Origin of the sequence: Rhizobium mongolense USDA 1844 (assembly GCF_000419765.1) — a bacterium.
Classification (GTDB): domain Bacteria; phylum Pseudomonadota; class Alphaproteobacteria; order Rhizobiales; family Rhizobiaceae; genus Rhizobium; species Rhizobium mongolense.
Window position 1 is genome coordinate 1 of sequence record NZ_ATTQ01000055.1, and the last position, 14,074, is coordinate 14,074.

The following is a 14,074-nucleotide window of genomic DNA, read 5'->3' on the forward strand; positions in this document are numbered from 1 at the left end:
TCCTTCGCGGCGTGGCTTGGTCTAACGCCGCGCGCGCATAGCAGTGGCGGCAAGGAGAAACTTGTCGGCATCAGCAAACAGGGGGATAGCTATATTCGGCGNCTGCTTGTTATCGGTGCCACGGCGGTGATCCGTCGGGCACGGCAGGATAATGCCAGCAAGAGTTGGGCGGCAAAGCTGCTCACGCGTAAACCGGCCCGGCTGGTCTCGGTGGCCCTGGCCAACAAGACTGCGCGTGTTGCCTGGGCATTGTTGGCGCGCAACCAAGCCTATATCGCTCACGTTGGCGCTGCATAATCGAATCTTCCGTTTGGCAAACTCGAATAGAAACGCTGGACGCGTAGATAGCGAGGGTGATGAGATGTGATGGCAAACCGGTCGAACCGGGGATTGGATTAATCCGACATTCTCAAGGCGCTTCGAGCGCGTTAATTTGATTGGAACCCGATCTGCGGACTTCATCAGGGCCTGCGGCTGTATGTGCCGCCTCGTAAAGGCCGGACACATGGCTTGCACCCGACCAGGACGGCATCACAGATTTTCTCTCTTGCTATAAACGGCCGCTCCACACATGAGAATCCTGCCCCTCGGATTCTCATCTGCCAAATCCGGCTGAAACAACCGCATTCTCACGTTTAATTGCTAAGTGACAGCCGCGATTCCCGGCATGTATCACGTCAAATCCACCAGTTGGAAAAATGAACCAGAATATATTCTAAAATATATTTTGGTATAGTTTCAGATCTTTGAGAAAAATTAATGCCTTATCGTATTATTACATAATATAAACAGTATATATTCTCAAATATATCTTCTGATCCTATTGTGTTAAAACAAGTACTAGTAGAGCTTCGTTTTACGTCATTCGCTGCCCGCAGCGCCTGCCGGTCACCTTCCGCCCTTCCATCGCTTAGAGAGTGAAGTGCCACCATGTCCAAACAACCCTTGCCGACGCTGCCGATGTGGCGCGTCGATCATATCGAGCCCTCGCCCGAGATGTTGGCGCTACGCGCCAACGGTCCGATCCACCGCGTGCGCTTCCCATCCGGGCACGAAGGCTGGTGGGTGACAGGCTACGACGAGGCCAAGGCGGCGCTGTCCGACCCCGCGTTCCGGCCCGCGGGAATGCCGCCGGCGGCATTCACCCCGGATTCGGTGATTCTCGGGTCGCCGGGGTGGCTAGTCTCGCACGAAGGGGACGAGCATGCCCGGTTACGCACGATCGTGGCGCCGGCCTTCAGCAACCGCAGGGTGAAGCTGCTCGCGCAGCAGGTCGAGGCGATCGCCGCCCAGTTGTTCGAGACGCTGGCGGCCCAGCCCCAGCCTGCCGACCTGCGGCGCCACCTCACCTTTCCGCTTCCGGCAATGGTCATCAGCGCGCTGATGGGCGTGCTCTACGAGGATCACGCCTTTTTCGCCGGGCTGTCCGACGAGGTGATGACGCACCAGCATGAAAGCGGCCCGCGCAGCGCGTCGCGCCTGGCCTGGGAAGAACTGCTCGCCTACATTCGCAGCAAGATGCGCGAGAAGCGCCAGGATCCGGGCGACAACCTGCTGACGGATCTGCTCGCGGCGGTCGACCAGGGCAAGGCGACCGAGGAAGAGGCGATCGGCCTGGCGGCGGGCATGCTGGTGGCGGGGCACGAGAGCACCGTCGCGCAGATCGAATTCGGCCTGCTGGCCATGTTCCGCCATCCGCAACAGCGCGAACGCCTAGTCGGCGATCCATCCCTGGTGGACAAGGCGGTGGAGGAAATCCTGCGCATGTACCCGCCGGGCGCGGGCTGGGACGGCATCATGCGCTATCCGCGGACCGACGTGACCATCGCGGGCGTGCATATTCCCGCGGAGAGCAAGGTGCTGATCGGCCTACCGGCGACGTCGTTCGATCCGCGCCATTTCGACGACCCGGAAATCTTTGACATCGGACGCGACGAAAAACCACACCTGGCGTTCTCCTCCGGGCCGCACTACTGCATCGGCGTGGCGCTGGCCAGGCTGGAACTCAAGGTGGTTTTCGGTTCGATCTTCCAGCGCTTTCCCGCGCTGCGCTTGGCCGTGGCGCCCGAAGAGCTGAAGTTGCGCAAGGAGATCATCACTGGCGGGTTCGAAGAGTTTCCGGTGCTCTGGTGATGCGCGGAAGTCGCCGGGAATCGCGATCTTCTCCGCAATTTGCCGGCGCGCGTGGCGCGCGCCGGTCAGATCAACCAGCCAACAGGTAACCAAGATGGACGTGCAAGAAACCACGGCAGCATGCCGAGACGCCTTCGCCGAACTGGCATCGCCAGCGTGCATCCACGACCCGTATCCGTTCATGCGGTGGTTGCGCGAGCACGATCCGGTGCATCGCGCCGCGTCGGGCCTCTTTCTGTTGAGCCGCCACGCCGACATCTACTGGGCGCTCAAGGCCACGGGCGATGCATTTCGGGGACCGGCGCCGGGCGAACTGGCCCGCTATTTCCCGCGTGCGGCGACCAGCCTGTCGCTCAATCTGCTGGCGTCCACGCTAGCGATGAAGGAACCACCGACGCATACGCGTCTGCGCCGGCTGATCTCGCGCGATTTCACCATGCGCCAGATCGACAACCTGCGGCCGAGCATCGCGCGCATCGTCGCAGCGCGCCTGGACGGCATGGCGCCCGCGCTGGAGCGCGGGGAGGCGGTGGACCTGCATCGGGAATTCGCGCTGGCCTTGCCCATGCTGGTCTTCGCCGAACTGTTCGGCATGCCCCAGGACGACATGTTCGGGCTCGCCGCCGGCATCGGCGCCATTCTGGAAGGCTTGAGCCCGCACGCCAGGGATCCCCAGCTCGCCGCAGCGGACGCGGTCAGCGCCAGGGTGCAGGCCTACTTCAGCGACCTCATACAGCGCAAGCGCACCGATCCCCACCACGACATCGTGTCGATGCTGGTCGGCGCACACGACGACGATGCCGACACCCTGTCGGATGCGGAGTTGATCAGCATGCTGTGGGGCATGCTGCTGGGCGGCTTCGCCACCACTGCTGCGACCATCGACCATGCGGTCCTGGCGATGCTGGCGTATCCCGAACAGCGGCACTGGCTGCAGGGAGACGCCGTGGGGGTGGAGGCATTCGTCGAAGAAGTCCTGCGCTGCGACGCGCCCGCCATGTTCAGCTCCATTCCGCGTATCGCCCAGCGCGACATCGAACTGGGCGGCGTGGTGATCCCGAAGAACGCGGACGTGCGCGTGCTGATCGCGGCCGGCAATCGCGACCCGGACGCCTTCGCCGATCCCGACCGCTTCGATCCCGCGCGGTTCTACGGCACCAGTCCTGGCATGTCGACCGACGGGAAGATCATGCTGAGCTTCGGCCATGGCATCCACTTCTGCCTCGGTGCGCAACTGGCCCGGGTGCAGTTGGCCGAGAGCCTGCCGCGGATCCAGGCGCGCTTCCCCACGCTGGCATTGGCCGAGCAGCCGACCCGGGAGCCCTCCGCATTCCTTAGGACGTTCCGCGCGCTGCCGGTGCGGCTGCATGTGCAGGGGGGGCTGAGATGCGCGTCGTAGTCGACGAGGATCTGTGTGGAACCACCGGGCAGTGCGTGCTGACGCTGCCGGGCACCTTTCGCCAGCGCGAACCGGACGGCGTGGCCGAAGTGTGCGTGTCGACGGTCCCGGAGGCGATGCACGCCGCCGTGCGGCTCGCGGCCAGCCAGTGCCCGGTCGCCGCCATTCGGGTCATCGAAAGCGACGCTGGCGACGACGAGCGCGCCAGCGCCGACCCTGCGCCTTCTCCGGCGGAGGCCAAGCGGCATGCCGCGAAAAACCAAAGCAATACAGGAGGGGCACGATGGGACGGTTTGAAGGTCACGATGGGACGGTTTGAAGGTAAGGTGGCCGTGGTGACCGGCGCGGGCGCCGGCATCGGCAAGGCATGCGCCCTCGCCATCGCGCGCGAGGGCGGCAGAGTGGTGGTGGCCGACATTGATGGCTCGGCGGCCATCGCCTGCACCGCGCAGATCGCGGCCGAAGCAGGCCACGCGCTGGCAGTGGCCATGGACATCGCCGATGCGCAGGCGGTGGCAGCGCTGTTCGAGACGGCGGAGCGGCACTTCGGTGGGGTCGACCTGCTGGTGAACAACGCGAGCGCCATGCATCTGACCCCGCGCGACCGCGCGATCCTCGACCTGGACCTGGCGGTCTGGGATCAGACCATGGCGACCAATCTGCGCGGCACGCTGCTCTGCTGCCGGCAGGCCATCCCACGGATGATCGCCCGCGGCAGTGGCGCGATCGTCAACATGTCGTCGTGCCAGGGGCTCAGCGGTGACACCGCGCTGACGTCCTACGCCGCGTCGAAGGCGGCGATGAACATGCTGTCGGCCTCGCTCGCCACCCAGTACGGTCATGCGCAGATCCGCTGCAACGCGGTTGCGCCGGGTCTCATCATGACCGAGCGTCTCCTCGCTAAGCTGGACGAGTGCATGCAACGGCATCTTAGCCGGCACCAGCTCCTGCCGCGCGTCGGCCGCCCCGAGGACGTGGCCGCGCTGGTGGCGTTCCTGCTCTCCGACGATGCTGCGTTCATCACCGGCCAGGTCGTGTGCATCGACGGCGGCATGCTGGCGCATGTGCCGACGTACGCCGACGGTGGCAACAGCCGCGCCGCGCGGCCTGCCGGCGACACCCCCGAAGCGGCCGCGGCGCCGCGCTGCAGATGGAGCTGATGGACATGCTGCTCAACCCGCTGAACCGTCGGCACCGGCTGCGACACGACATCCCCGTCGTGCCCGGCGCTTTCCCCCTGGTCGGGCATCTTCCCGCCATCGTCTGCGACCTGCCGCGCCTGCTGCGGCGCGCGGAAAGTACGCTGGGCAGCCACTTCTGGCTGGATTTCGGCCCTGCCGGACACCAGATGACCTGCGTGGATCCGGATGCGTTCGCACTGCTCCGGCACAAGGACGTGTCCTCGGCGCTGATCGAAGAGATCGCGCCCGAATTGCTTGGCGGAACGCTGGTCGCCCAGGACGGCGGCGCGCACCGGCAGGCGCGCGATGCGATCAAGGCGGCGTTCGTGCCCAAGGGGCTGACCCAGGCCGGCATCGGCGACCTGTTCGCGCCCGTCATCTGGGCGCGGGTGCAGGCGTGGCGTGACCGCGGCGACGTAACCATCCTGCGCGAAACCGGTGACCTGATGCTCAAGCTCATCTTCAGCCTCATGGGAATCCCAGCGCAGGACCTGCCGGGATGGCATCGCAAGTACCGGCAACTGCTGCAGTTGATCGTCGCGCCCCCGGTCGACCTGCCCGGACTGCCCTTGCGGCGCGGCCGCGCCGCCCGCGACTGGATCGACGCACAGTTGCGCCAGTTCGTCCGCGACGCGCGCGCGCATGCCGCGCGCACCGGGTTGATCAACGACATGGTGAGCGCCTTCGATCGCAGCGACGATGCGCTCTCCGATGACGTCTTGGTCGCCAATATCCGCTTGCTGCTACTTGGCGGTCACGAGACCACCGCCTCGACGATGGCCTGGATGGTGATCGAGCTGGCGCGGCAGCCTGTGCTGTGGGACGCCCTGGTCGAAGAGGCGCAACGCGTGGGCGCGGTGCCGACCCGGCACGCGGACCTTGCGCAGTGTCCAGTCGCCGAGGCGCTGTTCCGCGAGACGCTGCGCCTGCATCCGGCGGTCACGCTCCTGCCGCGTCGCGCGCTGCAGGAATTGCAACTCGGCCAACGGCGCATTCCCGCGGGCACCCATCTGTGCATCCCGCTGCTGCATTTCTCGACCTCGGCGCTGCTGCACGAGGCGCCTGATCAGTTCCGCCTGGCGCGGTGGCTGCAACGCACGGAGCCGATCCGGCCGGTGGACATGCTGCAGTTCGGTACCGGCCCACACGTCTGCATCGGCTACCACCTGGTATGGCTGGAAATGGTGCAGTTCTGCATCGCCTTGGCGCTGACCATGCACAAGGCCGGGGTGCGGCCGCGGTTGCTGAGCGACGTCGAAAAAGGCCGGCGCTATTACCCGACCGGACATCCGTCCATGAAAGTCCGCATCGGATTCTCATGAGCTGGCATCGCATGCCCCGTGTGGCGAGGCAGCGGCGCCGGCGACGCGCGGCATTGCTGCACTCGGCGCGCGCGCTCGGTGCGACGCCGGCAACACCGCGGCGGCTCGCCGCTCGCCGTGGCCATCTCCTGTCAGGTACAAGGACATGAACATGCAGACCGGTTCCAAGCTACACGACGACCGACCTGGCGTTTCCGCGCTCGGCGGATTGGGCGCGCAGGCGCGCGGCGCATCCGGCAGGTTGCTGCCGGAGATCTGGATGCAGGACGGCGCAAAGCGGGTCGAACAGGCGCTGGCGCGTCTTCTCTGCGCCGAAGACGACGGTGAGACCGAGCTGATGGCGGCGATGCGCTACGCCACCTTGCATGGCGGGAAGCGCACCCGAACCTTGCTCTGTCTGGCTGCCGGCGCACTGGCCGACACGCCGGCGCACATGCTCGACGACGTCGGCGCCGCCATCGAGATGATGCACGCCTGTACCCTGGTCCACGACGACCTGCCCGCGATGGACGACGACGTGCTTCGCCGCGGCCTTCCGACCGTGCACGTCAAGTTCGGCGAAGCCACTGCGATCCTGGTCGGCGATGCGCTGCAGGCGCACGCCTTCCTGACTCTGGCGAACGTGGATGCGCCGGGCGACAACCGTATCGCGCTCGTGCGCGAACTGGCGCAGGCGGTGTCCGCCGAGGGTGCCGCAGGCGGGCAGGCCATGGATCTGTCGCTGGTCGGAAAGCACGTCGAGCTGGACAGGATCGTGGCTATGCACCGGATGAAGAGCGGTGCGCTAGTGCGCGCGTCCGTTCGCATGGGCGCGCTATGCGCCATCGCGGAGGATGCCGCGCACGCTGCGCTGTACTGTGCGCTCGATCGCTACAGCGCCTGTTTCGGCCTGGCGTTGCAGGTGGTCGACGACATTCTCGACGCGACAGCGGATACCGCGACGCTGGGCAAGACCCCCGGCAAGGACGCGGCGGCGCAGAAGCCGACCTGCGCGTCGATCATGGGCCTGCAGGCAGCGCGCCAGTTCGCGCTGGATCTGTTGCGCGACGCCGAGGAGGCCATCGCCCCGCTGGGGCCGCGTGCGGAACGGTTGGCGCAGATGCTGCAGCGGGCCAACGCGTATCTGTTCAAGCACGCGCCATGCGCATGAGCGCGCCCGTCCGCATGGAGTCGCCCGGCAGCGGTGCATGCTGCACTGTATCCGACTCCGCAGCGACGTGCGCGGCGTCTGCCCGATCCTGGTTCTCGTCAACCGCCTGCAGAAGGAGCATCCCGCGTGAACGCGCTGTCCGAACAGATCCTTTCCGAATTGCGCCACCTGCTGAGGGAGATGAGCGACGGCGGCAGCGTCGGTCCGTCCGTCTATGACACGGCGCGAGCTCTGCAGTTCCACGGCAACGTCACCGGGCGGCAGGACGCATACGCGTGGCTCATCGCGCAGCAACAAGCCGATGGCGGATGGGGAAGCGCGGACTTCCCGCTGTTCCGCCATGCGCCCACGTGGGCGGCGTTGCTGGCATTGCAGCGTGCCGATGCTCTTCCCGGCGCTGCCGACGCAGTCCAGGCTGCAACCCGGTTCCTCGAGCGCCAGCCCGATCCCTACGCGCATGCGGTGCCGGAAGACGCGCCGATCGGCGTGGAGCTGATCCTGCCGCAGTTGTGCGGCGAGGCCGCATCCTTGCTGGGCGGCGTGGCGTTTCCGCGCCACCCGGCGCTGTTGCCGCTGCAGCAAGCGTGCCTGGTCAAGCTGGGGGCGGCGGCGACGTTGCTGAGCGGCCATCCGTTGCTGCACTCCTGGGAAGCCTGGGGGACGTCGCCGACCACCGCATGCCCGGATGACGACGGCAGCATCGGCATCAGTCCGGCGGCCACCGCCGCGTGGCGTGCGCACGCCGTGACACAGGGGAGCACGCCGCAGGTCGGGCGCGCCGACGCGTATCTGCAGGCGGCATCGCGGGCGACGCGCAGCGGCATCGAAGGTGTCGTTCCCAACGTCTGGCCGATCAATGTGTTTGAGCCATGCTGGTCGCTGTACACCCTCCATCTGGCCGGGCTTTTCGCGCATCCCGCGCTCGCCGAGGCGGTGCGAGTGATCGTTGCGCAGCTCGACGCCCGCCTGGGCGTGCGCGGTCTGGGCCCGGCCTTGCACTTCGCGGCCGATGCGGACGACACCGCCGTTGCGTTGTGCGTGCTGCGCCTTTCAGGCCGCGACCCGGCGGTCGATGCGTTGCGCCATTTCGAAATCGGCGAGTTGTTCGTCACCTTCCCGGGCGAGCGCAATGCCTCGGTGTCGACCAACATCCATGCCCTGCATGCGTTGCGACTGTTGGGAAAGCCCGCCGCCGGCACCAGCGCCTACGTCGAGGCCAATCGCAACTCGCGCGGTCTATGGGACAACGAAAAATGGCACGTTTCGTGGCTGTATCCCACCGCGCATGCGGTCGCTGCGCTGGCGCAAGGCAAGCCCCAGTGGCGCGACGAGCGCGCGCTCGCGGCGCTGCTGCAGGCGCAGCGCGACGACGGCGGCTGGGGCGCCGGTCGCGCGTCCACATTCGAGGAAACCGCCTATGCGCTGTTCGCGTTGCACGTGATGGACGGGAGCGAAGAGCCGACAGGTCGCCGGCGCATCGCGCAGGCGGTGGCGCGTGCGCTGGAGTGGATGCTCGCCCGCCATGCGGCGCATGCATTGCCGCAGACGCCGCTGTGGATCGGCAAGGAACTGTATTGCCCCACCCGGGTCGTGCGCGTGGCCGAACTCGCCGGGTTGTGGCTGGCGCTTCGTTGGGGGCGGCGCGTCCTGGCCGAGGGAGCAGGAGCGGCGCCATGATCCAGACCGAACGCGCGCTGCAGCAGGTGCTGGAGTGGGGGCGTTCCCTGACCGGGTTCGCCGACGAGCATGCCCTGGAAGCGGTCAGGGGCGGCCAGTACATCCTGCAGCGCATCCACCCGAGCCTGCGCGACACCAGCGCCCGCACCGGCCGCGATCCGCAGAACGAAACGCTGATCGTGGCGTTCTATCGCGAACTGGCGCTGCTGTTCTGGCTCGACGATTGCAACGACCTTGGCCTGATCGCGCCGGAGCAGCTCGCCGCAGTGGAGCAGGCGCTGGGGCAAGGCGTGCCGTGCGCGCTTCCCGGATTCGAGGGCTGCGCTGCGCTGCGCGCTTCGCTGGCCGCGCTCGCCTACGATCGTCGCGACTATGCTCAGCTTCTCGACGATACCCGGTGCTACTGCGCGGCGCTGCGCGCCGGACACGCGCAGGCGGCTGGGGCGGAACGCTGGTCCTACGCCGAGTACCTGCACAACGGCATCGATTCGATCGCTTACGCGAACGTGTTCTGTTGCCTGTCGTTGCTGTGGGGGCTGGACATGGCGACCTTGCGCGCGCGTCCGGCATTTCGCCAGGTCCTGCGGCTCATCTCCGCGATAGGGCGCCTGCAGAACGATCTGCATGGACGCGACAAGGACAGGTCGGCCGGCGAGGCCGACAACGCGGCGATCCTGCTGCTGCAGCGCTATCCGGCTATGCCTGTGCTGGAGTTCCTCAACAACGAGCTGGCCGGCCATAAGCGCATGCTGCACCGGGTGATGGCAGAAGAACGCTTTCCCGCGCCGTGGGGACCGTTGATCGAGGCCATGGCGGCAATCCGCGCTGAGTACTACCAGACCTCGACCAGCCGCTACCGCAGCGACGCTGCGGGGGGAGGCCAGCGTGCGCCGGCCTGAACGTGCGGGAGGCGGCGGCGTGTGCGCGCTGCCGTCGGTCCGATCCGACGCAACGCCGTCGCCCGATGCGACGGATGGGGCGAGCATGAGCGACACCGCCCTGAGCCGGCGCAAAGACGACCATCTGGACATCGTGCTGGATCGGCGAACGGCACCGGCCACGGTCGCCGCAGGCTGGGAGTACATCCGTTTCGAACACTGCGCATTGCCCGAGTTGGACCTGACGCAGATCGACCTGTGCGCGTCGCTGCTGGGCAAGACCATGCGCGCGCCGCTACTGATCAGCTCCATGACCGGCGGCATGCCACGCGCCGAGGCCATCAACCGGCATTTGAGCGAGGCAGCGCAAGCCTTGGGGATCGCCATGTGCGTCGGTTCGCAGCGCGTAAGCCTGCAATCCGGCAACTCCCTGGGGTTGACGCGCGCGCTGCGCCGCGTGGCCCCAGACATTCCCTTGCTGGCCAATATCGGCGCCGCGCAACTGCGCGAGGCCGACGGCCTGGATCTGGCGCGCCGGGCGGTGGATGCACTGGAGGCCGATGGACTCATCGTCCATCTCAATCCGCTGCAGGAAGCGGTACAGCCGGAGGGCGATCGCGACTGGCGCGGCGTCTTGGCGCAGATCGCTCGCGCCGCACGCAGCGTGGGCGTGCCGATCGTGACCAAGGAAGTGGGGTCGGGCCTGTCCGCCTCTGTGGCTTGTGCGCTCATCGAGGCAGGCGTGGCGGTGATCGATGTCGCCGGCGCCGGCGGCACCAATTGGGCCGCGGTGGAGGGCGAGCGCGCCCGCGATGCCGCCGACCGTGCAGTGGCGATGGCGTTCGCCGATTGGGGGATTCCGACCGCGGCCAGCGTGCAGGCGGTACGTCGGGCGCTGCCAACGGTGAAGCTGATCGCGTCGGGCGGGATCCGCGACGGCGTCGACGTGGCCAAGGCCATCCGCCTGGGCGCGGACATCGCCGGGCAGGCGGCCGGCGTGCTGGACGCGGCGACGGTGTCCACCGAGGCGGTTGTCGCGCATTTCGAGATCGTCATCCGCCAGTTGGCCGTCGCCTGCTTCTGCACCGGCTCGGCCGATCTGGCGGCGTTGCGTCAGGCGCGCTTGTTGCCCTCGGCGCATCTGCCCGCCGGTTGATGCCGGCGTCGCACGCACGTGGCGGCGGGCGCCTAGCAGACTGCTGAAATACCTACGCCAAAGATAGACTACCGATCCCCCTTGGCGAGGCGGTTCGATGCGCAGGAGCGATGTGTTCATGGAGTAGCTGTTCACGATGAGCGGTTGGAGGATTTCGTTCCAGCCGATCATCCACTGCGCCCGATCCGGCTGATGGTCAATGAAGCGCTAGTGCGGCTAGACGGCTTGTTTTCCGGAATGTACGCCTGCAGTGCCAAAGGCGGTCGCCCCAGCATTGCGCCGGAGAAATTGCTGCGGGCCATGTTGTTGCAGGTGTTCTACAGCGTCCGTTCGGAGCGGCAATTGATGGAGCAGGTGCAGTACAACCTGCTGTACGCGCTGGTTCATCGGTCTGTCGATGGACGATGCGGTGTGGGTGCCGACGGTGTTCAGCAAGAACCGGGAGCGATTGCTCGAACACGATGCGGTGATCGCACTGTTCAACGAAGTGGTGGAGATCGCCAATGAGCGGGGCTGGTTGTCGCGCGAACATTTCAGTGTGGATGGCACCTTGATCCAGGCCTGGGCCGGGCACAAGAGTTTCAAGCGCGAGGACGCCGATGACGAGGACGGCAGCGACTTCCGCGGACAATCGCAGCAACCACACGCACGTGTCTACGAGCGATCCGGATGCGTTTGTATCGCAAAGGCAGCACGGCCAGCGAGCTGCGCTACATCGGACACACGCCGAGCGACAACCGGCATGGACTGATCGCCAATGCGCGGGTGACGCAGGCCGACGGCTACGCCGAACGCGAGGCGGCCAAGGCGATGATTGCCGATGCCGGCAGGCGGCCGAGCCGGAGCGGTGCTGACGCTGGGGACGGACAAGGGCTATGGCGCGGCCGAGTTCATTCAAGCGCTGGAAGAACCGAAGGTGGTGTCATTTGCCATTTAATTAGGGTCTTCCTCACTTTGTGTGGAGATCGGCCATCTAAGAAGTTCAGGGCCTGCCCTGCCATACATTGCACGTTTCATTTTCAGGCGGTTGATGTGACCTTCCGCCTGACCATTGCTCCAGGGCAGGTCGATGGCGTTGCAGACGGCGTCGATATCTCGGCGAAGAACGCGAGCAAAACGGGCCAGGGAGGTGAGCCAGCGCGGCCTGCGTCGATCGGGTGGCGCCCCGAAAATTAGCCATTTCGCGATGCTGCGTCGGCCATACCCTATGCGGCGTGCAATTTCCGAGCACGACAGGCCCTCTTTGCTCAAGGCGTGGACTGTCTTGAACACATCCTGCCGGGACTGCCGATGCGCGCGGCGAAGCCGATTGCGCCTTGCGACTCGATCGTCATTTTAGATTTCAATGTCCCCGTCAGGAGTAATGCTCGGTCGGTAGCGCGGCCGCAAAGATTCATCTGTTCCTCGATAACGTGCCGCAAGTTTTGAATGAGATGAAAGCGATCCACCAGCTGAGACGCTTGCGGCGCGCCTTCACGAGCCGCCTGCGCGTAAAGCCCGCATCGATCTCGGCTCACGACCTCGATATTGGGGTGCCGCTTCAACCATTGTGCGACGCTTGCCACACTCCGGTCGTCGAGAATGTCCAAGACCTTTCGACGTTCAAGATCGATGATGATTGTGCCATAGCGCCACGATTTCCTCCAACTCCAATCACGCCGCGCGATGAGCGTCGGCGCGGGATGTCGACATCAGCTTGTGGATTGCCCGCAGCACGTCGGAGGGCGAGGCAAAGTGCTGGCCGTCGAGGTCATAAACATGAAACTTCACGGCGATGAACTTGAGCAAGTCCTTGTCTGGAACGACGATGCCGACGGGAACGCCGGCGTATTCGATCACCTGTTTGGCCATTGCGATCATCCGATAAGAGCTGCCCTTGTGCCAAGCGCATTGGGCGAGGGCATGGTATAGTCTACTATCTTAATAGACTATAACAGCGGAGAACGGGAATGACTATTCCGTCCATCCCAAATGAGACATGCATTTGGAGAAAATAATTCTAGTCTACCGCGTATTGAAGTTTGCTCGAGGGCTGTTGCCGACCTACTGTTCTCAGGTCCTGACGGTTCCTTGGTGGAGGACGAACCGTCATCGGCCTCAGCCCATCTTCGCGGCCGGATGAATGTCGCCGCCGAACGCTTCGGAAATTCGGCTCTGGATGTGGCGCGCCAGGCGCAGGCGGTCATGATGCCAGAGCCAGTGGGCGACGCGCTGTCCCTGAAGGGCCACAAAGCCCCTTGAAGTACAGAAATGGCGTCAGGATTTCCGTGTTCGACGGATCGCGTTCCTTAATCGCCGTTAAATCCGCTGCTGTCGTTTGGCACTTCTGTGGTTGCCGGCCGTTTTGCAAGAAGTTTCTGACCTTTTGTGCGTGTGATCGAGTGCGGTCTTCTGTCAGGCCTTTCGTTGCGGCGCTTCCAAAGGCCGCCGGCCGGTATGGTGATCTGCGGAGCGGGTCCAAATCTTAATCCCGAGCTTGCAGGCTCAAAGTGCCAAACTGGTTTTCCCGTTCCCGATCGGTTCGATCATGCGCCAATTCTGGTCATTGCCTTCTCACACCCCGTTTCCCGGCGTCACTCAGGCATAGTCTGCATGAAATTCATACAGCCATGGCCAACGCCGGAACTCGATAATTTTGGCTCTGTTGCAAAAATTCCGTTGATAGCCGAAAGAGTGCTGGCAATTTTCAGCGAGACTTTTGATGAATAATTTCAAGTGGCGGCATTTTCAGGGTGAGATTATCCTTTGGGCAGTCCGGTGGTACTGCCGCTAAGCACTGTTGCATGGATCAGACTTTGGACGAGGCAACCCTGTCCACTGCATTTTTCATGCAACGCGCTCGAACTTGGGCCGGCCAAGTTCTGTCATCCGGTTAAGAACACGGACACCAATCTTTGCTTCGGTCTTCTGATTGTCAAAATGTCGCGCTTTGAGTTTGGGCCCGATCACAGCCTTCCATCGACCCATCTGGGTCTCAGCGCGACTGCGCTTGTTGTAGCCGGTGGATTTCTGCCATGCCATCCGCCCTTTGGTCTGGATTTCTGCAATATGGCGATCGCGGACAGATGGAACCAGCACCGATTGAGGGCTGGCAACGGCAGTCTTGGGAGGTGGGATAATGACCTCCACGATTTCACCAAAGCGTGTCGCCAGAAGATCTCGGGTTGGCGTTCCATCA

General features: G+C 64.9%; 10 protein-coding genes and 5 pseudogenes. 11 read left to right on the plus strand and 4 right to left on the minus strand.

Annotated features, from left to right (window positions below; all coding sequences use genetic code 11):
• The 11 genes and pseudogenes from A3C3_RS40670 to A3C3_RS48060 form a co-directional block, all read left to right on the plus strand.
• A partial coding sequence (locus tag A3C3_RS40670) for a transposase (RefSeq protein WP_022719304.1) occupies window positions 1-297 on the plus strand: 297 nt, incomplete at its 5' end.
• A gap of 633 nt (window positions 298-930) precedes the next feature.
• On the plus strand, window positions 931-2,133 hold the full coding sequence (locus A3C3_RS0136030; RefSeq protein ID WP_022719327.1) for a cytochrome P450: 1,203 nt from the start codon (window positions 931-933) through the stop codon (window positions 2,131-2,133).
• 94 nt (window positions 2,134-2,227) lie between these two features.
• Entirely contained in the window at window positions 2,228-3,532 is a 1,305-nt protein-coding gene (locus A3C3_RS0136035) for a cytochrome P450 (protein WP_022719328.1), read from the plus strand.
• A pseudogene (locus A3C3_RS48350) lies at window positions 3,520-3,645 on the plus strand (ferredoxin); the annotation flags it as partial. The gene A3C3_RS0136035 and the pseudogene A3C3_RS48350, both read left to right, overlap by 13 nt.
• A 192-nt stretch (window positions 3,646-3,837) precedes the next feature.
• Window positions 3,838-4,692 (plus strand): SDR family oxidoreductase, encoded by an 855-nt coding sequence (locus A3C3_RS0136040; RefSeq protein ID WP_024318843.1) that lies wholly within the window; start codon window positions 3,838-3,840, stop codon window positions 4,690-4,692.
• Window positions 4,692-6,035: a cytochrome P450 gene (locus A3C3_RS0136045; RefSeq protein WP_028740299.1), complete on the plus strand. Its 1,344-nt coding sequence runs from the start codon at window positions 4,692-4,694 to the stop codon at window positions 6,033-6,035. The genes A3C3_RS0136040 and A3C3_RS0136045 overlap by 1 nt, the downstream gene beginning before the upstream one ends.
• Window positions 6,036-6,186: 151 nt before the next feature.
• Window positions 6,187-7,185 (plus strand): polyprenyl synthetase family protein, encoded by a 999-nt coding sequence (locus A3C3_RS0136050; RefSeq protein WP_028740300.1) that lies wholly within the window; start codon window positions 6,187-6,189, stop codon window positions 7,183-7,185.
• 126 nt (window positions 7,186-7,311) lie between these two features.
• Entirely contained in the window at window positions 7,312-8,862 is a 1,551-nt protein-coding gene (locus A3C3_RS0136060; RefSeq protein WP_022719333.1) for a hypothetical protein, read from the plus strand.
• On the plus strand, window positions 8,859-9,761 hold the full coding sequence (locus A3C3_RS0136065) for a terpene synthase family protein (RefSeq protein ID WP_022719334.1): 903 nt from the start codon (window positions 8,859-8,861) through the stop codon (window positions 9,759-9,761). The genes A3C3_RS0136060 and A3C3_RS0136065 overlap by 4 nt, the downstream gene beginning before the upstream one ends.
• An 85-nt stretch (window positions 9,762-9,846) precedes the next feature.
• Window positions 9,847-10,896 carry a type 2 isopentenyl-diphosphate Delta-isomerase gene (gene fni, locus A3C3_RS0136070; protein ID WP_028740301.1) on the plus strand — a complete coding sequence of 350 codons (1,050 nt, stop codon included), beginning with the start codon at window positions 9,847-9,849 and terminating at the stop codon, window positions 10,894-10,896.
• Window positions 10,897-11,032: 136 nt separating this feature from the next.
• Window positions 11,033-11,815: pseudogene (locus A3C3_RS48060) on the plus strand (IS5 family transposase); the annotation flags it as partial.
• Between the two features lie 14 nt (window positions 11,816-11,829).
• Here A3C3_RS48060 and A3C3_RS48885 read toward each other — a convergent pair.
• The 4 genes and pseudogenes from A3C3_RS48885 to A3C3_RS46400 form a co-directional block, all read right to left on the minus strand.
• Window positions 11,830-12,551 (minus strand): annotated as a pseudogene (locus A3C3_RS48885) (ISL3 family transposase); the annotation flags it as partial.
• A complete protein-coding gene (locus tag A3C3_RS0136095) occupies window positions 12,550-12,747 on the minus strand; it encodes a hypothetical protein (RefSeq protein ID WP_028740303.1) in 198 nt (65 codons plus the stop codon). The gene A3C3_RS0136095 and the pseudogene A3C3_RS48885, both read right to left, overlap by 2 nt.
• A gap of 249 nt (window positions 12,748-12,996) precedes the next feature.
• Window positions 12,997-13,207, minus strand: a pseudogene (locus A3C3_RS44730) (serine acetyltransferase domain-containing protein); the annotation flags it as partial.
• Window positions 13,208-13,722: 515 nt separating this feature from the next.
• Window positions 13,723-14,074, minus strand: a pseudogene (locus A3C3_RS46400) (IS5 family transposase); the annotation flags it as partial.